The 21,488-nt window shown below is 29.3% G+C and carries 16 protein-coding genes and 1 other RNA gene; 10 read left to right on the top strand and 7 right to left on the bottom strand.

The genetic code is table 11. The annotated features are described in order from the left end of the window. Positions 1 to 11: 11 nt before the first annotated feature. Positions 12 to 809, bottom strand: coding sequence for an FTR1 family protein (locus IPP08_11115; protein ID QQS66303.1), 798 nt, complete (start codon positions 807 to 809; stop codon positions 12 to 14). Positions 810 to 1,016: 207 nt separating this feature from the next. Here IPP08_11115 and IPP08_11110 point away from each other — a divergent pair, with 207 nt between their 5' ends. The 3 genes from IPP08_11110 to IPP08_11100 all read left to right on the top strand — a co-directional run bounded on the left by IPP08_11110 (position 1,017) and on the right by IPP08_11100 (position 5,485). After that, positions 1,017 to 3,656 carry a hypothetical protein gene (locus tag IPP08_11110; protein ID QQS66302.1) on the top strand — a complete coding sequence of 880 codons (2,640 nt, stop codon included), beginning with the start codon at positions 1,017 to 1,019 and terminating at the stop codon, positions 3,654 to 3,656. A 73-nt stretch (positions 3,657 to 3,729) separates the two neighbouring features. Then, entirely contained in the window at positions 3,730 to 4,443 is a 714-nt protein-coding gene (locus tag IPP08_11105; protein ID QQS66301.1) for a ComF family protein, read from the top strand. A gap of 67 nt (positions 4,444 to 4,510) precedes the next feature. Next, complete coding sequence (locus IPP08_11100; GenBank protein QQS66300.1) at positions 4,511 to 5,485, top strand: class I SAM-dependent methyltransferase; 975 nt, start codon at positions 4,511 to 4,513, stop codon at positions 5,483 to 5,485. Between the two features lie 43 nt (positions 5,486 to 5,528). Here IPP08_11100 and ssrA read toward each other — a convergent pair. The 3 genes from ssrA to IPP08_11085 all read right to left on the bottom strand — a co-directional run bounded on the left by ssrA (position 5,529) and on the right by IPP08_11085 (position 8,852). After that, positions 5,529 to 5,913: a transfer-messenger RNA gene (ssrA, locus tag IPP08_11095) on the bottom strand. 113 nt (positions 5,914 to 6,026) lie between these two features. Further along, complete coding sequence (locus IPP08_11090; protein QQS66299.1) at positions 6,027 to 6,431, bottom strand: T9SS type A sorting domain-containing protein; 405 nt, start codon at positions 6,429 to 6,431, stop codon at positions 6,027 to 6,029. A 165-nt stretch (positions 6,432 to 6,596) separates the two neighbouring features. Next, a complete protein-coding gene (locus IPP08_11085) occupies positions 6,597 to 8,852 on the bottom strand; it encodes a PBP1A family penicillin-binding protein (GenBank protein ID QQS66298.1) in 2,256 nt (751 codons plus the stop codon). Between the two features lie 111 nt (positions 8,853 to 8,963). On the opposite strand from IPP08_11085, the gene IPP08_11080 reads away from it, so the two are divergent. The 4 genes from IPP08_11080 (at position 8,964) to atpC (ending at position 13,859) form a co-directional block, all read left to right on the top strand. Next, on the top strand, positions 8,964 to 10,223 hold the full coding sequence (locus tag IPP08_11080) for a hypothetical protein (protein ID QQS66297.1): 1,260 nt from the start codon (positions 8,964 to 8,966) through the stop codon (positions 10,221 to 10,223). Positions 10,224 to 10,356: 133 nt separating this feature from the next. After that, positions 10,357 to 11,691: a UDP-glucose/GDP-mannose dehydrogenase family protein gene (locus tag IPP08_11075; protein ID QQS66296.1), complete on the top strand. Its 1,335-nt coding sequence runs from the start codon at positions 10,357 to 10,359 to the stop codon at positions 11,689 to 11,691. Between the two features lie 227 nt (positions 11,692 to 11,918). Next, complete coding sequence (atpD, locus tag IPP08_11070) at positions 11,919 to 13,343, top strand: F0F1 ATP synthase subunit beta (protein ID QQS66295.1); 1,425 nt, start codon at positions 11,919 to 11,921, stop codon at positions 13,341 to 13,343. A gap of 93 nt (positions 13,344 to 13,436) precedes the next feature. Beyond that, a complete protein-coding gene (gene atpC, locus IPP08_11065) occupies positions 13,437 to 13,859 on the top strand; it encodes an ATP synthase F1 subunit epsilon (GenBank protein ID QQS66294.1) in 423 nt (140 codons plus the stop codon). A 98-nt stretch (positions 13,860 to 13,957) separates the two neighbouring features. Here atpC and IPP08_11060 read toward each other — a convergent pair whose 3' ends face one another. Beyond that, positions 13,958 to 14,866, bottom strand: a complete 909-nt coding sequence (locus tag IPP08_11060) for a TIGR01777 family protein (GenBank protein QQS66293.1) — start codon at positions 14,864 to 14,866, stop codon at positions 13,958 to 13,960. A 125-nt stretch (positions 14,867 to 14,991) separates the two neighbouring features. Between IPP08_11060 and rsgA the strand changes: the two genes are divergently transcribed. Both rsgA and IPP08_11050 read left to right on the top strand, forming a co-directional pair. After that, positions 14,992 to 16,191 (top strand): ribosome small subunit-dependent GTPase A, encoded by a 1,200-nt coding sequence (gene rsgA, locus IPP08_11055; protein ID QQS66292.1) that lies wholly within the window; start codon positions 14,992 to 14,994, stop codon positions 16,189 to 16,191. Positions 16,192 to 16,213: 22 nt separating this feature from the next. Further along, a complete protein-coding gene (locus IPP08_11050) occupies positions 16,214 to 17,023 on the top strand; it encodes a metallophosphoesterase (GenBank protein ID QQS66291.1) in 810 nt (269 codons plus the stop codon). Positions 17,024 to 17,033: 10 nt separating this feature from the next. On the opposite strand, the gene coaD is transcribed toward IPP08_11050, so the two are convergent. Both coaD and IPP08_11040 read right to left on the bottom strand, forming a co-directional pair. Next, on the bottom strand, positions 17,034 to 17,510 hold the full coding sequence (coaD, locus tag IPP08_11045; GenBank protein QQS66290.1) for a pantetheine-phosphate adenylyltransferase: 477 nt from the start codon (positions 17,508 to 17,510) through the stop codon (positions 17,034 to 17,036). Positions 17,511 to 17,514: 4 nt separating this feature from the next. Continuing rightward, positions 17,515 to 18,288: an enoyl-CoA hydratase/isomerase family protein gene (locus IPP08_11040; GenBank protein QQS66289.1), complete on the bottom strand. Its 774-nt coding sequence runs from the start codon at positions 18,286 to 18,288 to the stop codon at positions 17,515 to 17,517. A gap of 600 nt (positions 18,289 to 18,888) precedes the next feature. Between IPP08_11040 and IPP08_11035 the strand changes: the two genes are divergently transcribed. Beyond that, entirely contained in the window at positions 18,889 to 21,288 is a 2,400-nt protein-coding gene (locus IPP08_11035) for a VCBS repeat-containing protein (GenBank protein ID QQS66288.1), read from the top strand. Positions 21,289 to 21,488 lie beyond the last annotated feature (200 nt).

The following is a 21,488-nucleotide window of genomic DNA, read 5'->3' as shown; positions in this document are numbered from 1 at the left end:
ATAAAATGTAATTATGATTTAGATGAAATAGCAATATTATTTAATTTTTGTTGAGAATTTTTTGAACGTTGTTTTAACCAAGAAACTAACAACCAAACCATACTAACAAAAACTAATGAAGTTGAAACCCATTTCCCAATGTAACCATCAGGTGAATAAGGTTCAGTTGCAATATGAAGAGCAGCACTACTTGCACCAAACATACCAGCTTCAGTAAATTCATGAAAAGCAATAATTAACAATTGAGCAATAAAGAAAATTAGAAAAAAAGTGGTTACTTGAAAGAATTTTTGAATATTAATTAAGTTGCTAAATTTCATCCATGCAATTGACATTAAAATTGCTCCTACAATACCGAACGAAAATCCTAATATCATATTTGGAGCTTCACGTATAGATAGCATCATAAAAGCGGTTTCCATTCCTTCACGAATTGTCATTAACACAACAAATATAAAAACACCAAAGAATGCTCTTGGTTTTGATTCTACCATCTTAATCGAGCTGTCAATTTTTTCATGAATTTCTTGGCGCATTTTAGGAGCATGTTTCTTCATGTGATAAAGTAATGTTGCAACTAATACAACTGCAATTAAACATAAAATCCCCTCCCATTTTGGTTGATTAATAGTTGCTTCCATTATCTGATACCCAAGGTAAGCAGATATTGCAACAGATACACTAAACCCCCAATACACAGCACTAATAAGCCAATTTCTATTTGATGACTTTAAATATGAAACTGTAATTGCTAAAATTAAAAATATTTCAAAGCCTTCTCGTAGTGCAATCAAAAAACTGTTTAACATAATATGGATTTTATTTAATGCTTATTTGGACTTAGTCTAAAAAAACACAAAATTAACTTAAGTAGATGAATAAAGCAAGTAAAATCTGATATTAAAATTTGAGATTTACTAAATAATGATTAATACTAACTTTTATAAATAATTCGTGTTGTTATATGTACTAAACATATTTTCACTTTTAAAAATTAACTTGAATAATCAATTAATATGAAAATAATATTTTTTACATTAACACTCTTCTTAGCATTATTAACTTCAAAAGTTTGTTTTTCTCAACATGGACCAACTAATTGGGGAAAGGAATTCTATACATCTTTTCCTTCTAATTGGGAAAATGGAGCTACTAAGAGATATTGTAGATTGTATATAACTTCAAATGTTAAAACTAAAGTTGAGTTTTCTATTGGTTATTCATTAAAAAAAATTCTATATACAATTCCATTTGATGTAATTTCTTATGACTTTAATATTACGGATGCTCAAGTTTTTATTAGGGGTGATTTCACACCAATTCCTAATGATTCTGTCTATTCTCAAAAAGCAATTCATATAAAATCCGATGCACCAATTATTGTTTATGGAATGAATAGAGCATCTTTTACTAGCGATGGAATGCTTATTATTCCAGTAAATGCTTTAGGTAAAATGTACATAGTTTCAAGTTCTGCTGGTATTGGAGCAAGCCAAAAGTTACCATCTCAATTCTTGATTATTGGAGCTTATGACTCTTCAATTGTAACAGTTACTTTGCCCACAGATCAGGTAACTCCAAATCATAGTGGGTTAGATCCATCTTTTAAAATCCTGATAAATAAAGGAGATGTTTTTTCTGCCATGAGTTTTAAAACCTTAGGAGATTTAACAGGAACTTTAATAAGTTCAACCAAACCAATTGCTGTTACTTCAGGAAATCAATGTACTTACTTACCAGATTCTAGATATCCCGCCTGTGATCATATTGAAGAAATGTTAACTCCAATATCAACTTGGGGAAATTCATATTATGCACTACCTATAGAAACAAGACTTAAATCTGATTTGTTTAGAATTTTTGCCTCTCAAGATTCAACTAATATATTTATTAATGGTAAATTGTATGGTCAATTAAATGTTAATGAACTTAAAGAAAATAAAAGCTGGTTTAGTTATTTACATGATGTTAGAGAGCCAATAGTATTTACATCAAATAAACCAATTTTTGTTGAACAATACAATAATTCAGCAGAATATGATCATAAAGATTCAGATCCATTTATGATGAATGTATTATCAATTAATCAATTTCAAAAAGAAATATTATTCACAACACCAAGTAATGAATTCATAAAAAATTATGTTAGTATTGTTACAGAATTTGATGATTTAAACAGCTTAGAGATTAAGTCTAGTGCAACTGGCAATTGGCAAAAAATTATCTCAATTCATGGTCAAAAATATGATACATTTATGATCAAAACAAATGGGATAAAATATATTGGTAAAACATTTTTAATTCAGCCTGGCATTTATCAGATTAGAAATAGTAAACCATTCGGAGCTTATATTTATGGTTTTGATGCATATGATTCTTATGGTTATCCATTGCATGGAAATTATTTAAGTAATAAATTCAAAGACTCTATAAATCCAGTTTCAGAAAAAGGAGTTAGAAATTGTAATGGATATTTTACAAATAAAGTTCAAGATTTTGGTTCTGGAATAACTACTATTGATATTGATTTGGCTAATTCATATAATTTTTCACTAAGTAATAACTCATTTATTATTGGTGAGAACTCTAAAATTGAATATCAATTGCAAGTCGATAATAAATACCAAAATGCTAAGGCAGTAATAATTATATCTGATATGGCAGGGAATTTCAAACTAGATACATTTGAATTTTTAGCAACAAAAATTAACTTCTTATTAGACACAAATAATTTTCGTATAAAACCTCTTCAAACAAAAAATTTGAAAATATTAGTTCAAAATTTATCAAACAAAATAATCAGTAAAAACAAACTAATATTAAGATATGGAAATAGAGGTTTTAAATTAAAATCTCCTTTAATTGAGTTCCAACTTGTTGATAGTGGTAAAATTGGTAATAGTATAGAATCTGTAATTGAGTTTAATAAAGCTGAAGTAGGGCATTATACAGATTCGTTAGGTATAGAAGATGATTGTGGAGTTAATTACTATTTAGAATTAACTGCAACTGTATTCCAATGCGGCTCTATTACTTCGTCTGATTTAAATTTTGGAAAGACAAATGGTAAAAAATTAGATACTGCAATAATTAAAGAATCTTCCTCAAATTCAGATATATATTTAAACTATATTTCAGGTCCATTTGGATTAAAAGATGAAAGAGTTTTTAAAATTACAAACCCAATTGAAATGCCTAGTATAAACAAACCCATTTTAATTAAATCTGGTTCAACAAATAATATAAGTGTTACTTTTAATCCTCAGGACAATAAAAAGTATTTAGACTCTATAATATTGACTTTTGGAAATTTATGTGATGAATCTTTGAACGATTCTGTAATTTATTTAGTTGGTGAAGGAGATGGAATTCTTTCGTTAGATGATAAATTAAATCTTATAGATAATATTAGTCTTTCACCAAACCCATCATATGAAAAATCAAATTTAAAATTTGAGTTATTAAAAAATGGATTAGTAAATATTTCTTTATTTAACCCAAAAGGAAGTTTAGTAAAAGAATTAATAAATAAACAAATGACAACTGGAATACACAATTTAATTATAGATTCTTCAAATTTAGAGAGTGGTAATTATGAATGTATAATTTTAGTTAATAATATGAAACATTTAATTAAAATGATTGTTATAAAATAAATATTTGAAATCAATTCCAATTTACTTTTAAGAGCAATCTTATAAGTAATTATTAACATACCCTAAATTACCCATGAATTACTCTATAAATAAAATACTTAAAAAGTATGCTTCAGATTTGTTAGATGTGATTGCACCAAGAATATGTTGTTCTTGTGGTGAGTTATTGCTAAATAATGAATTGCAATTTTGCAATATTTGTAGAGTCTCGATGAGACCTTCCCCATTTCCAGATGAGATATTTTCTCAGATTATTAGTTATTATTCCAAAGATGATTTTGTTATAGAAGCCATATTTTGTCTGTATTTATTTGAAAAAGAAAGCCCTGTTCAGAAGTTAATACATACATTAAAATATGATGGAATTTTCAATTTAGGTATAGAACTTGGTACTGAAATTGCAAAGTCAATAACACAATTTAGTATATTTAAAGATATTAATTTAATTACTTATGTTCCACTCCACAAAGCTAAACTCCGCGAGAGAGGGTATAATCAATCTAAGTTTATTGCAGAAGGGATTAGTTCTTTTCTTAAATTAGAATTAGCAATTGAGAATTTGCATAGAACAAGAAATACTAAAAGTCAGACTTCTTTAAACTCATTACAAAGAAAAATAAATGTTGAATGTGCATTTGTTGCTGATCAAATAATCTTTAAAAATAAAATAGTACTTTTATGTGATGATGTATTAACAACTGGAGCAACATTAAATGAGTGTGCAAAAGCCATTATGAAATCTGGAGCGAAAAAAGTATTTTGTGCTACCGTTGCAAAAGATTTGTAAAACTAGTTTTATATTTGTAGTAAAGAGTGGATTTAAAAATATATAAAAGGTTTTCCTAAACTCCAACATGTCTGATAAAAAAAGTATATCTGATAAATATAGTGAACAATTAGTAACCCGTGTAAATGAGCTCTTTTATGATTCAAGTAATGAAGATTACAATGATGAAATAAGTAAAGAAATGTCAGAAACTGAAACTAACAGATGGAGAAATCTAGCAAGTATCTTTATAGTTTCAGATTCCCCAAAAAAATTGCTTGATATTGGCACAGGTACTGGATTTGTACCAATTGCAATTTCTGATTTATTATCAGAATCAAATGAATTTGTTTGTTCAGATTTATCAAACGGAATGCTAAATATTGCAAAGGAAAACATTTCAAGAATGAAAAATAATTGTAATTGTAAATTTGATTTTGTAAAAATTAATGGTGATACTCCACTTAAACTTCCCTTTGATAACTCAAGTTTTGATGTGATAATGATGAATTCAGTACTTCATCATATTAAAAATATAAGTAACTTTCTTGAAGAGATTAATAGAATTATAAAGCCAAATGGAATTGTTATTATAGCCCATGAACCAAATAGAAAATTTAATGATAATCTTTTCTTAAGTTTAATTTATGGATTATTGAAAATATTTTTATTGCCAAAGCTTTTTATTTCTGAAGTATCTCAATTATTAGGTTTTAATCAATTAATTAAAAAAATTTATTACTCATTCAATAAAAAGAAAAAAGAAATTGTTGATTCAAAATTAATTTCAATAAATAATAAATTAATTAGTGAATCTTTAATAGACAAACCTTTAGATATGAATGAAATTGCTATGATAACGGATGTTAGGGATAGTGAAGGATTTTACCCAATAGAAATTTTCTCAAATTTTAGTTTAATTCATCTTGAAACATATCAACATATTCATTTAATTAGCATCCACTATATAAAAAGTAAATTTATAAACTTGATTGATAAATTTTTAAAAAACAAATTTTTAAATGATGGTGAAAGATTTTGTGCTGTTTACAAAAAATTATAAAAAAAAATCCCTAAAAGTTAAAAAACTTCAAAGGGATTTTTTTTAGTGGAGATGGCGGGAATCGAACCCGCGTCCGAAATGGAAATGCAGTAACTTCTACGCCGCTTAGTCTTTAATTGATTTTTCGTCAATAACGACCGCAAAGACACGGTATTTACTGCTTAACAGACATATTTTTCAAAAGCTCAATCATCTGTGGAATTTCGCTTTCAATCCTACAATTTTATCGACACCCACATCAACCGTTACCGTAGGAAATCACGGGCAGGATGCTCACTTGTAACTGTTTAGTTACGCAGCAAGACGATACTCATAAGAGTTCGTAGCATTTGTTTTCACCTGTCATTTAATAACGCGCCTGACAAGCAATTAAGGCGCGGCGGAGCAACTACAACATTCACACACCCCGTCGAAACCAGTGCATCCCCAAAAACAATTTATTAACATTCTAATTCTTATTCTAATTCACTAAATCTTGAGTGAATTTAACTAATTTGAGATTATAAAATAATTATTTAAATATAATTAAGAAATATTGACATTATCTTATCACAAATATCTTAGTAGTTTTAGCTAAGTTCCCTTTATTAAGTCTAGCTAGATAAATTCCTGAAGTTAAAGACAATCCATTCACTTCAACAAAAGAAAGCTTTTCCTTTCTAGAAGATTTTAAATTCTCAGTTAAATCTATAATTGGAATTCCAAATAAATTGTATAAAACAAAAGATGATTCTTCTTCACCTTCATGATATGCTACTTTTATTTTAAAATTACCAGAAGTTGGGTTAGGGTAAGCAGAAACACATGAACATAATTTCCCTTCTATAGAACTTTCAATTTTGTTTTGATTATTTGAATTACTATCATTCAAAGCTTGGGCTTTTATAAAGATAGTTTTAAAACAAAAAATTATAGATATTAATATTGTAAATTTTAAAAGTTTCATTTAATTATAATTGTACAATTAAATTTTAAGAATTTTGTTCTAATACTGTTTCCAAGTTAAAAACATATAAAAATGTGGATAAAACCTATGGTTATGTGGATAAATCATCGCAATTGTGGATAACTTTAATAGTATTAGTTAATTAAATTTAAAATAAAATAATTATTATTCTTCAGGATTGCTTGGTTTATCTTGTTCTTTAGGTTTGTCACCAACTGGTTTACTTACTCCACCATCGTTAGAAGGAATAGTATTTTCAGGAGGTGCGTCTTTAAGTTCATCAGGAGTTACCTCAGAATTCTTAATTTCTGTAGATTTATTAGAATATTTTGGATGATAAACACCACTACCAACAGGAACATTTAAAGCTTTAGAAAAACCTAAATCCCTATTATAAAGTAAAGTTTCATCATCATAAATTTTAGACATAAATCTACCCCAAATAGGAGCAGCCGCACTTCCACCTTGCCCATACCATCCTGTAAATTTAATTTTATGCTCATCAAAACCAACCCAAACTCCAGCAACTATTTCTGGAGTATATCCAATAAACCAAGCATCAGCAAAATCTTGAGTTGTACCTGTTTTTCCAGCGGCAGGTCCACCATACCAATTTCTAATAGATTTAGCAGTACCGCCATCTACAACATCTCTCATCATGGAAACCATACCACCAGCAACTTTAGGCTTTAAAATTTCTTTCATTAAGTTCCCAGGTTTGTGTTCATAGATAACATTTCCATATCTATCTTCAATTTTAGTTACTAAAGTATAAGGTACAAAAACCCCTTCATTAGGAAATACATTATAAGCATTCACAATTTCAATTGGCTTCACCTCTGCTGAACCTAAAGCGATAGAAGGTACTTCTGGAATAAAAGTAGTCAAACCTAAATCTTTACAAAGTTTAATAACATTTCTAACATTAGTCGGACCCACAATTAATCTTGCAGCAACAGTATTTATTGAAAATTTCAATGCTTGTCTTAAAGCAATAGAGCCACCCCCAGAGCCTTTTGGTCTCCAATAACCTCCACCTGGAAGTCTATAAGAAAAGCTAGATGAATTAACAATAGAATTAGGAGTTAAACCACTGTTTTGCATTGCAGAAGCATAAACAAAAGGTTTAAACGATGAACCAGGTTGCCTAATAATATCAGTTGCACGGTTTAATCCCATTCCAGTACTATTAGTATCTCTACTTCCTACAATAGCTCTAACATAACCAGTTTTAGCCTCAATAACAGTCAAACTTGCTTGTATCTGAGAAGCAGCTTTTTTAACAGAATCTATAAATTTTAGATCTTTAGAAAGTAAAGCAGCTACAACTATTTTTTTTGCACTATCTGCCACTTTATAAGTTGGGTTGTTTCTAATTGCATTTGCAACAACTCTTTTGACTAAGTCTTCTCTTCTTTTCCAGCTCCAAGTTCTATCAAAAGTTTTTTGAAATGAATTTAAATGTTCAATAACTGCTTCATTTGCATGTGCCTGTATTCTAGTGTCAAGGGTTGTATAAATTGTTAAACCATCTCTATATAAATCAACCTTTAAAGCATCATGGAGTTTTTTTGCCCAAGTTTTACGGACATATTCTCTAAAAAATCCGCCAGCATTTGATTCATCTTCTTTTTGTTCAACTATTACAATTGGTCTTGCACATGCCTGACTATATTCGCTACCAGTAATAAAACCATTTTCAAGCATTAAACTTAGAACTAAGTCACGTCTATTTTTAGCTTCTTTAGGATGATCTAAAGCATCATAATTTTCAGGACTTTTTAGCAATGCAACTAAATATGCACATTCTTCTAACGATAGTTGAAATGGTTGTTTGTTAAAGAAAAAAACAGAAGCAACTTGAATTCCATATGCACTATTACCTAAATAAACTGTATTTGCATACATTTCAATAATCTCTGTTTTAGTATATGCTTTCTCAATTTGAACAGCAGTTATTTGTTCTCTAATTTTTCTCCATAATGTTTGTTCAGATGATAAATAAACATTTCTTGCTAACTGTTGGGTAATAGTACTAGCACCTTCTCTACGGCTACCAAATGAAATAACTAACTTTACTAAAGCTTTAAAACTTCTTTCTAAGCTAACACCCCAATGTTCATAAAAATTTTTATCTTCTGTGGCAACTAATGCTTTTACAAAATTCTTAGGTATTGAATCGTAAGGAATATAAGCTCTATTTTTTATCTTAAACTTACCTAAGAGCTGCCCATCAGCAGTAAAAACTGTTGTTGCAAGATCAGGCTTAGGGTTTTCTAGCTGTTCTAAAGATGGTAGCCCTGCAATTAAATCAGTTCCAGACATTACTATTACAAGTATTAGAAAACAGACTGCTATTATACCAACACCCCATACAGAGCGCATACTTTGTGATTGAGTAATTCTTGAAAAAATAGACATAACGGATACTAATTATTTATGGACTTAATGTTTGAAGAATTCATAAAACCTAAACATAATTTTAGTTTGCAAAATCATACTTAAATTTGCAGTACAAATTTAACATCAAAATTGATAAAAATAGTTTATAGATATTTTATTTATCCTTTAATTGAAATTGTTTTTTATTGTTATGGATTGTTTTCAAAGAAGGCACAGAGAACTAGAAATGGACGTTCTAATAATTTACTGCAACCAAAACCTAATGAATTTAATAAAAACGGATTAAAAATTATTCATTTCCATTCCGCATCAGTAGGTGAATTTGAACAAGCAAAACCAATTATAGAAAACCTGAAAAAGGAGAATTCAGATTTAATTATTACAGTTTCATTCTTTTCAATTAGTGGCTATGAACAACAAAGCAATTATAAACATGTTAATAAATTTTATTTCTTACCATCAGATTCAATTTCGAAGACAAAATTATTTTTGAATAATCTTTCGCCAGATATTATTGTAATAATGCGTTATGATTTGTGGTATGAATTTTTAAATCAAGCTAAATTATTGAAGATCCCAATAATTTTAGTTTGTGCTACATTAAAAAATAATTCTATTAAATTCTGTCCATTTATAAAGTTATTCTTTATTAAATTATATTCATTAATTGAAGAAATACATTGTGCTGGGTTAGACGATTACAATTCATTTAGAAAATTCCTACCGAATAGTAAAATATTCCTTTCAGGTGAAACAAGGTATGATAGGGTAATTCAAAACTCAAAATCAGATTTTAATATAAGTCAATTTATTCCAGAAAAGTATTTAAATAATAAATTTATAATTGTTGCTGGAAGTACTTGGAAAGCCGATGAAAAAGTGCTTTCTTCAATTGTTTCAATCAAAAATTTACTTTTAGTAATTGTTCCACATGAACCAACTGAAAGTAATGTAACACATTTAAAAAATAGTTTTAAAGATTCAAGAACATTAGAAGAATTAAGTTCCAATGAATATAGTTCTGAAATTAATGTTGTAATTTTTAACAGAACTGGTGTACTCCCTTTTTTATATAGGATAGCATCAGTTTCATATGTTGGTGGTGGTTTTGGAAATGGAGTTCATAGTACTTTAGAACCAATTTCATACGGCTTGCCAGTAATTACCGGACCGAAAATATTTAATTCAAGAGATGCTCAATTACTTAATGAATTAAGGATATTAACTGTTATTAAAAATCAAATTGAATTGAGAGAATCAATAGAGAAATTTATTAACAATGCTGATAAATTAATAGAAGTTAAAATGAAATCTAAAAACATTTTAACTGTAAATTCTAATTGCTCATTAAACTTATCAAATAAAATTGTTAGTTTAATTTCTAGATAATTTTTATTACAATTCTTTTAAAATATAATTTAAATTATAATTAAAATTATTTCTAGTTTTGTTTTTAGTTTAAAGTTTAGAATAAATGAGTGAGTTATTAACAAACTTTGTATAATTTATAATTAAAAAATAGATGCCTCAAAAGACAGCAATAATTGGAACGGGTTATGTAGGATTAGTTACGGGTACTTGTTTTGCCGAAAGTGGAAATCAAGTTGTATGTGTGGATATAGATGAAGCAAAATTGAATAAGCTTCGATCAGGCGAAACTCCAATTTATGAACCTGGATTAGATATTTTACTCGATAGAAATATTAGGGAAAAAAGGATTTCATTTACTAGTGACTTAAAAGAAAGTTTATTAAAATCTAAAATTATATTTTTATGTTTACCTACACCACCTGGAGAAGATGGATCTGCAGATCTTCAGTTTGTATTGAAGGTGGCTAAAGACATTGGTGAAATTTTGAATAACAACCCCGAAGCAGGATATAAGATAATTGTAAACAAAAGTACAGTACCGGTTGGAACATCAGTTAAAGTATATACAACAATCAAATCCAAAGCTCCAAATGCTGATTTTGATGTTGTATCAAACCCAGAATTCTTAAGAGAAGGGAGAGCAGTTGATGATTTTATGAGACCAGAAAGAATTGTTGTTGGCACTAGTTCCACTCGTGCAAAAGAGGTAATGCAAGATCTATACGAACCTTTTATGAGAACAGGAAATAAAATGTATTTCATTACAGAAAAGAGCGCTGAGGTTTCTAAATATGCAGCAAATTCTTTTGTTGCAATGAGAATCTCATTTATGAATGAAATGGCTAACCTTTGTGAAAGAGTAGGTGCAGATGTTGATGATGTAAGGATTGCAATTGGTTCGGATTCTAGAATTGGAAAGAAATATCTATTCCCAAGTGTTGGTTATGGTGGAAGTTGCTTTCCAAAAGATGTAAAAGCAATTCTTAAAACAGCTAAAGATTATGGAATGGAAATGGAAATTATAACGGCTGTTGAAAATGTAAACAAAAGGCAACCTTTAATATTTGTTGATAAAATATTGAATTATTATGGTGGGGATATTAATGGAAAAAATTTCGCAGTTTGGGGTCTGGCTTTTAAAGCAGATACCGACGACACTAGAGATAGCCCTGCTTTTGGTGTTATTGATGTTCTTTTAGAAAAAGGAGCAAATATTATAGCTTATGATCCAGAAGCAACAAATGGTGCTAAATTTAGATATGGTGATAAAATAAAGTATGGTGAAGGAATGTATGTAGCTACAAAAGGATGCGATTCATTACTGATATTAACAGAATGGAACGAGTTTAGAAATCCTGATTTTGAAATGTTGAAATTAGATTTGAATGAGCCTGTAATTTTTGACGGTCGTAACTTATTTAGAACTGAAGATATTGAGTATAAAGGGTTTAAATATTTTTCTATTGGGAGATCAAGAAAAGAATAAATGTTTATATATTTATGAGTTTTATTTGATAACAATTATTTTAAATCCATTTAAATCAATATAGTTTGACTATATAATTTTGAATCTTTAAAAAATAGAATTGCCTAAAGCAATCGCTTTCGTAAATTTGCAACTTTAAAATGCTCAGCTTTGAAAAATTATTCAAAACAGCATCTATTTAGTAATTATATCTTAAGTTATAAATTTACAATAAAATATTTTTTAGTATGAACGAAGGTAGAGTAGCACAGATAATTGGTGCAGTTGTTGACGTTGAGTTTCCGAATGGAACACTTCCTCCAATTCTTAATGCAGTTAAAATTCCATTTACAAATACTGAAGGACAAAATCAGGATCTGATTTGTGAAGTTCAGCAGCATTTAGGTGAAAATCGTGTTAGAACAGTAGCTATGGATTCTACTGATGGTCTTGCTCGTGGAGTAAAGGCAATTGATACTGGAGGACCTATTACAGCTCCTGTAGGTCCTGGAGCTTTAGGAAGACTTATTAATGTAATAGGTGAGCCAATTGATAATAAGGGTCCAATAGAATTTAAAATGAAATACCCAATTCACCGTTCTGCTCCTGCATTTGATGTACTATCTACAAAAAAGGAGATGTTTGAAACTGGAATAAAAGTTATTGATTTATTAGAACCTTACACAAAAGGGGGTAAAACTGGACTTTTTGGAGGGGCTGGAGTAGGTAAAACAGTTGTAATTTTAGAATTGATAAATAACATAGCAAAGCAGCATGGGGGTTATTCTGTTTTTGGAGGTGTAGGTGAACGTACTCGTGAAGGAAAAGATTTATATTTAGAAATGAGTGAAGCCGTTCTCGCAGATGGTTCAACAGTATTAGATAAATGTGTTCTTGTTTTTGGTCAGATGAATGAACCACCTGGAGCACGTGCTAGAGTTGCACTTACAGCTTTAACATTTGCTGAATATTTTCGAGATGAAGAAGGACGAGATGTACTCCTTTTCATTGATAATGTATTCCGTTTTACTCAAGCGGGCTCTGAGGTTTCAGCTTTACTTGGTCGTATGCCTTCAGCTGTGGGTTATCAGCCAACATTGGCTTCTGAAATGGGTGCATTACAAGAAAGAATTGCATCAACAAATAAAGGTTCAATTACCTCAGTTCAAGCTGTTTATGTACCTGCAGATGATTTAACAGATCCCGCACCTGCTAATACATTTGCACATCTTGATGCAACAACAGTACTTTCCAGACAAATTGCAGAGTTAGGTCTATATCCTGCTGTTGATCCATTATCTTCAACATCAATCATTCTTGACCCAATTATTTTAGGAGATAGGCATTATAATTGCGCCATGAACACAAAGAAAATTCTTCAAGCTTATAAAGATCTTCAAGATATTATTTCAATTCTTGGAATGGATGAACTTTCAGATGAAGATAGATTAACAGTTTATCGTGCTAGAAAAATTCAAATGTTTTTATCTCAACCATTCTTTGTTGCAGAACAATTTACAGGTTTACAAGGAAGATATGTTAAATTAGAAGATACTATTTCAGGTTTTGAGAAAATATTAAATGGTGATGCTGATGATATGCCTGAAGACTCATTCCGATATGTTGGTACATTTGAAGAAGCACAAGAAAAAGCTTCTAAAATAAACGCTTAATACTTATTATTTTTTGTTTATAGAATAAGGATTTAGTAAAAAATCATCTAATCATTTTGTTAATTGATAAATAGAATATATTAAATAATTTATATGCTTTCTAATCATAGTTTTCACGTTGAAATAATTACTCCTCAAGGTCAAGTATTTAGCGGAGATGCTTTAATTGTCACTGTTCCTGGTAACCCAGCACCTTATCAAGTTTTACATAAACATGCACCATTAGTTTCACAACTTGAAATTGGAGGAGTTAAAATTGTTTCAGTTGATAGCAAAGAAATTATATTCTCAGTTTCTGGTGGGTTTGCAGAAGTAAAAAATGATAAGTTAATGATTATTGTTGAAGGTGCTGAAAACACTGCCGAAATTGACAAACATAGAGCCGAACAAGCTAAGCTTAGAGCAGAGGAAAGAATTCGTGAATACCATAGAACTCGTAACGTAAGTATAGATGTTATTCGGGCTGAATCAGCTAGAATTCGTGCATTAAATAGAATTAAATTATCATCTATTTAATTTTTATTTTAAATTGAAAAAACTCTCAATTTGAATTTCATATTGAGAGTTTTTTTACTGAGTAAGACTAAAACTTATATTTTTATACTTTATTAATATTATTGAATTAAATTTCTTAAAGCTAATGATAACTTATCAAATTTAAATTTGTAACCTAGTTCTAGAGCTTTCTTTGGGATTGCTTTTTGCCCTTCTAAAACTATTATTGCTCCTTCTCCAAATAGAATTTTCATTGGAAGTGAAGGAACTGGAAATAAACAAGGTCTTTTTAAAGATTTTGCAAGTGCTTTGCTAAATTCCTTATTATTTACTGAATCTGGGGCTGTTGCATTGATAGGACCTTTTACATTCTCATTATCTAAAGCCCATAATATTATTCCTAATTCATCTTCAATGTGAATCCAAGGGTAAGGTTGAGTTCCAGGTAAAATTGGACCACCAACAAACATTTTGAATGGAGTAATTTGTTTTGGTAAAGCACCTCCTTTTAAATCTAAGACAACTCCTGTTCTAATTGTTGTAACTCTAACCCCAAGTTCTTCGGCTTTAAAAGCCTCATCTTCCCAACTCTTACAAACCGTTCCTAGGAAATCGTTTCCAGCTGGTGAAGTTTCATCAAAAACTTTTGAAGAATGAGTGCCATAATAACCAATTGCACTTCCATTAATTAACACAGATGGTTTCTTTTTGGCCATTTTAATTGCCTCAACTAATATTCTAGTACCATTTACCCGACTATTATAAATATCAATTTTATGTTGTTCTGTCCATTTTGTAGCAACTGGCGATCCTGCTAAATTTATAATAGCATCTGTCCCATCAATTGAATCTACCCATTTCCCAACATTCATTCCACTTGACCATTCAATTAATTTTACTTCTATTGGTAGATTAGCTTTTTTTATATCTCTAACAAATGCAATTACTTCATCACCTCTATCGCAGAGTATTTTGATCAACTGTTTACCAATTAATCCGGTTCCACCAGTAATAACAATTTTTTTCATAAAATTTCGAGATTAAATATATTAAGAGATTAGATTTTTTTAAAAAAAATTAGTTTGAGAATTGAATAAAATCAAAAGATAATAACTTATTTTTGTTATCACGAATTTATTATAAAGTTATTATAATGTATAATAAGAAAGATAAATTAAATAAAGTTAGAAAAGACTGGATAAAAGGAGAGCGAAGTTTCAATAAACATCGCTCTTTTGATGAAGATAAATTTGAAAATAAACAAAAAATTAAACCAAAAAATATTGATATTTCAAGAATTGATGATTATGATAATTTACCTTTGGGATTAGTTATACAATGTGAAAGTGGAAAATATTTTGTGGAGTTGTTAGGTCAACAAAATGATAAGAGTAAAATTATTAAAACTAATTTTAACAAAAATGAAAGTTTTCTGAATAAGGAATCAAATACAATTGATATTAATGTTGATAAAAGTAAAAAAGTAGATAAAAACGAAAAGATAATAATAAGTTGCCAAATAAAAAGGGGAGTTTCGGGTGATAATGATAACTCAACAATTGTTGTAATTGGAGATAAAGTTAGAGTACAAAGGATTGATGATTTTAGAGGATTGATATGCTATATTGAAAAAAGAAAAACACATCTTGGAAGGAAAACTCGAAAAGATAATAATACCGAGCAAGTTATTGCAGCAAATATTGATTCATTGGTTTGTTTAATATCAGCTGATAGACCTGATTTTCGTAGAAATATAATTGATAGATTTATCGTTGCAGCTCTTTTAGGTGAGGTTGAACCTATAATAGTTTTAAATAAAATAGATTCAATAAGTGGTGAGTTAAAAGATATGATATATGAAGAAATGGAAATATATAATAAATTAGGATACAAATTATTATTTATTAGTTGTTTAAAAAAAACTGGGATTAAAGAGCTTCAGAAAGTTTTAAAAAATAAAATTTCTTCCCTAATCGGTCAATCAGGGGTTGGTAAAAGTACCTTAGCAAATATTTTAACTAAAAATAATGATCAAAAAGTTGGAGAGGTTAGGGTTAGTGATTCAAGAGGAAGACACACAACAATAGGCTCAAAATTATTGGAACTTAAATCTGGTGGAAGGTTAGCTGATACACCTGGTTTAAGGGAGTTTGGAATTTGGGATTTGTTACCAGAAGAGCTTGATGGATATTTTGTTGAGTTTAAAGATTTTCTTCAAAATTGCAAATTCAAACCGTGTACTCATACACATGAACCAGAATGTGCTGTAATAAAAGCAGTTGAGTCTGGTAAAATTGATGAAGGACGATATGACAATTATCTTTCAATATTTGAATCACTTAAATTATCTTAATTAAATAATTACCATTTATTAAATGTCAAATTTTCCTCAAAACAACACTCAAAGATTCGAGCTTAAAAACGATATTGTGAATTGCGATATCATTGGGGATGTGCATGGATGTTATGATGAGTTAATTGAGTTATTAAAAAAGTTAGGTCACAATGACATAATAAACTCTAATGTTAAATCAAATGAGAACCCAAAACTTATTTTTGTTGGAGATTTAGTTGATAGAGGTGAAAAAATTGTAGATACTTTAATGTTAGTACTTAGATTGTGCAAACTTGGTTATGCTTTATGTGTACTTGGGAATCATGATTGGAAATTTTACAAATGGCTTTTAGGCAGAAATGTTGAAGTGAATCATGGACTTGAAGAGTCAATTAATGAAATCAATTTATTAGATGATGAAAAGAGAAATATATTGATAAATGAATTAATTGCTTTTTATGAAAATGCTCCATTAGCAGTAATATGTAATGATAACAAACTTGTCGTAGCTCATGCTGCTTGGCATAATGAGCTAAAATCAGCTTCTCCCCACGAAATAAGAGCTTATACAATGTATGGTCCAATCACTGGTAACAAAACAATTGATGGATACCCTGAAAGAGTAGATTGGGCAGTGGGTTACAAAGGACCTGAGCTTGTTGTATTTGGTCATCAAGTTTATAAAATACCTTATGTAAATTCAAACTCAATTGGTATTGATACTGGATGTGTTTATGGTGGTTACCTCACTGCATTAAAATATCCTACTTTAGAGGTAGTGCAAATTAAAAGTAATTATGCTAGGTATAAAAGTAAAAGACTTGAGGATAGTGTACTTGAAGCTAGGTAATTTTAAGAGACTAAGGGAATTTAGATATTAATTCTCTTATAACACAATCTGGAACAAACTCAGATACATCAGCATTGAACTTTGCTAATTCTCTAATTATTGAAGAATTTAAGTAAGTATATTTCTCATTAGGCATCATAAAAATAGTTGCAATTTTATTTTGAAGTTTACGATTCATTAAAGCCATTTGCATTTCATATTCGAAATCACTAACAGCTCTTAAGCCACGTAGAATAGAGCTTGCTTGTTCTTTTATAGCAAAATCAACAAGTAAAGTTGCACATAATTTAACTTCTACATTTTCATAATTAGCTAATGATTCAACAGCAAGATTAAATCTTTCAGTTTCTGAAAATAATGTCTGTTTACTATTATTAATAGCTAGGGCAACTATCACTTTATCAAAAATGTTAGTTGCTCTTTCAATTATATCAATATGCCCATTTGTAATTGGATCAAAAGTTCCTGGATAAACAGCAATTTTCATGAGTTTATTTACCGGTAAAATTAGGGTTTCTTTTTTCTAAAAATGCTTTAGTTCCTTCTTTAAAATCATTTGATCCACATGTTTCACCAAATAATGTAGATTCTAATTTTACACCTTCAGAAATTATTAAATTAGGAGAACTAACGCATGCTTTTAGGGTATTCTTAACAGCAATAGGACCTTTTGATAAAATCTTAACTAACATCTCTTCAGATTTAGAAATCAATTCATCAACTAAAAAGATTTTGTTAACTAAACCAATTTTTAAAGCTTCACTAGCATCTATAATATCTGCTGTTAAATTCAATTCAATAGATTTACCAACTCCAACAAGTCTTGTTAACCTTTGAGTGCCACCAAATCCTGGTATGATTCCAAGGTTTACTTCAGGCTGACCGAACTTTGCCTTTTCATTAGCAAGCCTGATATGACATGCCATTGCAAGCTCACAGCCACCCCCTAATGCAAATCCATTTACTGCAGCAATAACAGGAAAGCGAGCAAGTTCAATTTGCATAAGTACTTTATGACCTAACTGGGAATATGCTTCGCCTGTATCTATATTCAAATTATGCAATTCTTCAATATCAGCTCCAGCTGCAAAAGCTTTACCCATACCAGTAATTATAATACCATTAACGAACTCATCTTTTTCTAATTCAGTTATAACGCCACTTAATTCAACTAGTAATTCAACACTTAAAGCATTTAATTTATCTGGTCTGTTTAGTGTTACAATTGCGTATCCACCTATTTTTTTTTCAACTAATAAATTCATCTAGAAGCTTTGATTTTTATATTGTTTGTTTAATTGTAAAATCTAAAATACAAAACTAACATAATTGAATGATTATTGAATTATCAAAGCACAGGCGAATAATTTAAAATAGTTATAAGTTATTATCATTTGGAAAATTTAAATTTACAGTTGAAACAAACTTTTACTATTTTCTAAATCAATGATTTCGATTACAATATTAAATTGCAATCAAGAAAGTAGAATATCTTAGATTTAGAAAGGGGAAGCTAAATCTATATAGAAGATATAAAGATTAAGGTTGATAAGATGAAAAGCACTCTGGTTTAGGGTGCTTTTTTTTTGACCCATTGTATCACTAATTGATTGAAACAATAAGTTACTAAAATTTTATTGCATAATGTATAGATCTAATTTAGATTGAATTCAATAAAAATATTATCTGGTAGTTAGTTTAGGGGAAGCTAATTGCATAAAACAGATTATAGAAGATTAAAGTTGATGAGATGGAAAGCGCTCTTGTAAAAGGGTGCTTTTTTTTACATTTTTTTATTCAATTTAATTATCATATATATATATTTGTCTTTTAATGAATAATAAGTAAAACAACTCCAATTTAAAATGAAGAATCTACTTGCTATAATTACTACAATTTTAGCCCTCATTTTTTCTGTTTGCATATTCGATATAAAATCTCAGACTTTATTGAAGTATGATAATGATAAACCAAATAGTTACTCAATAAAAAAGAATCCTGCATCACTTGGGTGGATTGAATCTGTGATGCTTTTACCAACTGGACCAGCTAAAATTCTGAAAATATATATTTATTTTGATGGAACAATTAAGGGGAAAGATACAATTAGAATTGTAGGTGATCCTTCTGAAGGAGCATATCCACCTACTAATTGGGTTTGGAGTTACAACACTTTAACGCCTCCAATCGAAATTAATTATGATGGAGTTCCTGGTTGGGATACAATCGATGTCTCAAATTTAGGAATAAAATCTGATGGATATGACAGAATAATAATCCAACATGAAGTTACAGAAAACGGACCTCATATTGCTTTAGATGGAGGAAGTTCTTCTAAATCATTTTGGAGTGATCCATATACAAAAAACCAATATGGATTTGCATGGGGTTTTTCTCGTCCAGCTAACAATTTCATGGTTAGAGCACTTATTCAATATGATTTTCCTAATTCAACAAATAGTAATTCAGTAGCACCTCCAACAGCTACTTTAGTTGATGTGGCAAAAACAATTGGAGTTACAGATAGTTCTGGTAAAGCAATTAAATCAGCTAGAGTTAGTATTGCAGATTGGAACAATGATGGCTCAGATGATATTGCAATAGGATCAAATTTTTTCCAGAATAAAGGAGATGGAACTTTTTTTAATGTTTCAAAAAAGATAAATATTCAAGCAGATGCAAGCACTTGGGGTGATTATGATAATGATGGATTGATTGATTGTTATGCTGTAAGAGGTGCAGGTGATAGAATTTATCATAATAATGGTGATGGCACTTTTAGTGACGTAACTTTAAAAACATTAATCACAAACCCCTATCCTACAATAACACCAATTTGGTTTGATTTTAATCAAGATGGAAAGTTAGATATTTATATCTCAAATGGAAGAACATCAGATGCTAATGGTAATGAAGTTTATTTCAAAGACAAAATGTGGATGAACAATGGAGATGGTACTTTTATTGATGTATCCGATAAAGTTGGAATTAGTGATGGTGAATCAACTCCTGTTGATTGTTGGGCAGCTTCACCTTGTGATTATAATGGAGATGGATGGACAGATATTTTTGTAGCTAATTACAGATTAGCTGGTGATTTTCTATATAAAAATAAGCGAGATGGAACAATGAAAGAAGTAGGTGCACAAACAAATGTAGTTGGTGTACCAACGGATAATCCTAATTATTTTGGGCATGGTTTGGGTTGTGATTGGGGTGATTTTAATAATGATGGTTTGCCTGATTTAGCAGTTGGTAATCTTGGTCACCCAGATGAAAGAGGAAGGTGGTCTAACCCTTCTTTAATTTATCAAAATCCAGGAACAGATAAAAACTTTGAGTTTAATGAAGTTCACAAAAAGTTAGGTATTAAATTCTTTGAAATGAATTCAGCTATGATTTGGTTAGATTTAGATTTGGATGGTTGGCTTGACTTGTATCATTGTCAATATGCCTATAACCCTGTTGGCACAAGTGGTGAACCTAGAAGATTATCAAGAATGTATATGAATACTGGAGAAGATAATAACTTTAAATTTAAAGATGCAACTTGGAATTTAGGTAATTTAGTTCATGGTGTATGGACTGGAGTTAGGACTGATTATGACAACGATGGAGATTTAGATCTAATTGTTGCAAGCCCACATGATGGTGTTAAAATCTTTAAAAATAATGTTGAAAGGAATGGGAAATGGCTTAAAATAAGGCTTATTGGGAGACCTGAAAACAATGTATCTAAAGATGCTTATGGTACATCAGTGATTGTATATTCAGGAGGTAAAAAATTCTATCGTGATTTACAAGGTGGTGGAAGCGGAGTTACAGGTTCGCAAAATTCAAATGAAATTCATTTTGGACTTGGCAACATTTCATTTATTGATAGTACAATTATAAATTATTCAAATGGGAATAGAAAATTATTAAACACATTAAAAGTAAATACAAGTTATAGAATTGAATATGGAGTTGAACCTATTGTTACAAGTGGAATTCAAAATGAAATTAAAATCAAAGGTGGATTGATTGTAATACCTAATCCAATACTTAATTCAGTAACATTACATTATAATAATAATATTTTTGGTGATGAAATTGAAATAGTGGTTAATTCAATTGATGGAAATGAAATTAAAAAACTAAAAAATGTAACAGCTTTGCAAGGCTCATTTAGGCTTGATTTAAATGAAATTCAGTCTGGAAACTATTTTATAAAAATATCAGGTAAAGGTAAAAGTACTTTTGAAAAAATTGTAATTGAAAAATAGATTTAGTTTGATTTCTTAGAATCTTTTTCATATAAAGATGCAGATTAATTCTATTAAGTTATCAATCAAATCTATTAATATTCATCAACTCTATAGATTTATATAATTTAAATTTGAAGTAATTAGTTTATACAATTTATTAATTAAATAAAATTGATTAAGTACTCTAGATTATATTAACATTGAATTACTAATATTAA

The organism is Chlorobiota bacterium, assembly GCA_016700335.1.
Taxonomy (GTDB): Bacteria; Bacteroidota; Ignavibacteria; order OLB7; family OLB7.
This window is presented reverse-complemented; position numbering and strand designations above follow the sequence as displayed.

Bases quoted from the DNA above. Each gene is read 5' to 3' on its own strand.
- IPP08_11035 (QQS66288.1), top strand. From the start codon at position 18,889: ATGAAGAATCTACTTGCTATAATTACTACAATTTTAGCCCTCATTTTT.
- IPP08_11085 (QQS66298.1), bottom strand. From the start codon at position 8,852: ATGTCTATTTTTTCAAGAATTACTCAATCACAAAGTATGCGCTCTGTA.
- IPP08_11075 (QQS66296.1), top strand. From the start codon at position 10,357: ATGCCTCAAAAGACAGCAATAATTGGAACGGGTTATGTAGGATTAGTT.
- IPP08_11050 (QQS66291.1), top strand. From the start codon at position 16,214: ATGTCAAATTTTCCTCAAAACAACACTCAAAGATTCGAGCTTAAAAAC.
- IPP08_11060 (QQS66293.1), bottom strand. From the start codon at position 14,866: ATGAAAAAAATTGTTATTACTGGTGGAACCGGATTAATTGGTAAACAG.
- IPP08_11090 (QQS66299.1), bottom strand. From the start codon at position 6,431: ATGAAACTTTTAAAATTTACAATATTAATATCTATAATTTTTTGTTTT.
- IPP08_11100 (QQS66300.1), top strand. From the start codon at position 4,511: ATGTCTGATAAAAAAAGTATATCTGATAAATATAGTGAACAATTAGTA.
- IPP08_11040 (QQS66289.1), bottom strand. From the start codon at position 18,288: ATGAATTTATTAGTTGAAAAAAAAATAGGTGGATACGCAATTGTAACA.
- IPP08_11110 (QQS66302.1), top strand. From the start codon at position 1,017: ATGAAAATAATATTTTTTACATTAACACTCTTCTTAGCATTATTAACT.
- atpC (QQS66294.1), top strand. From the start codon at position 13,437: ATGCTTTCTAATCATAGTTTTCACGTTGAAATAATTACTCCTCAAGGT.
- IPP08_11115 (QQS66303.1), bottom strand. From the start codon at position 809: ATGTTAAACAGTTTTTTGATTGCACTACGAGAAGGCTTTGAAATATTT.
- rsgA (QQS66292.1), top strand. From the start codon at position 14,992: ATGTATAATAAGAAAGATAAATTAAATAAAGTTAGAAAAGACTGGATA.
- coaD (QQS66290.1), bottom strand. From the start codon at position 17,510: ATGAAAATTGCTGTTTATCCAGGAACTTTTGATCCAATTACAAATGGG.
- atpD (QQS66295.1), top strand. From the start codon at position 11,919: ATGAACGAAGGTAGAGTAGCACAGATAATTGGTGCAGTTGTTGACGTT.
- IPP08_11105 (QQS66301.1), top strand. From the start codon at position 3,730: ATGAATTACTCTATAAATAAAATACTTAAAAAGTATGCTTCAGATTTG.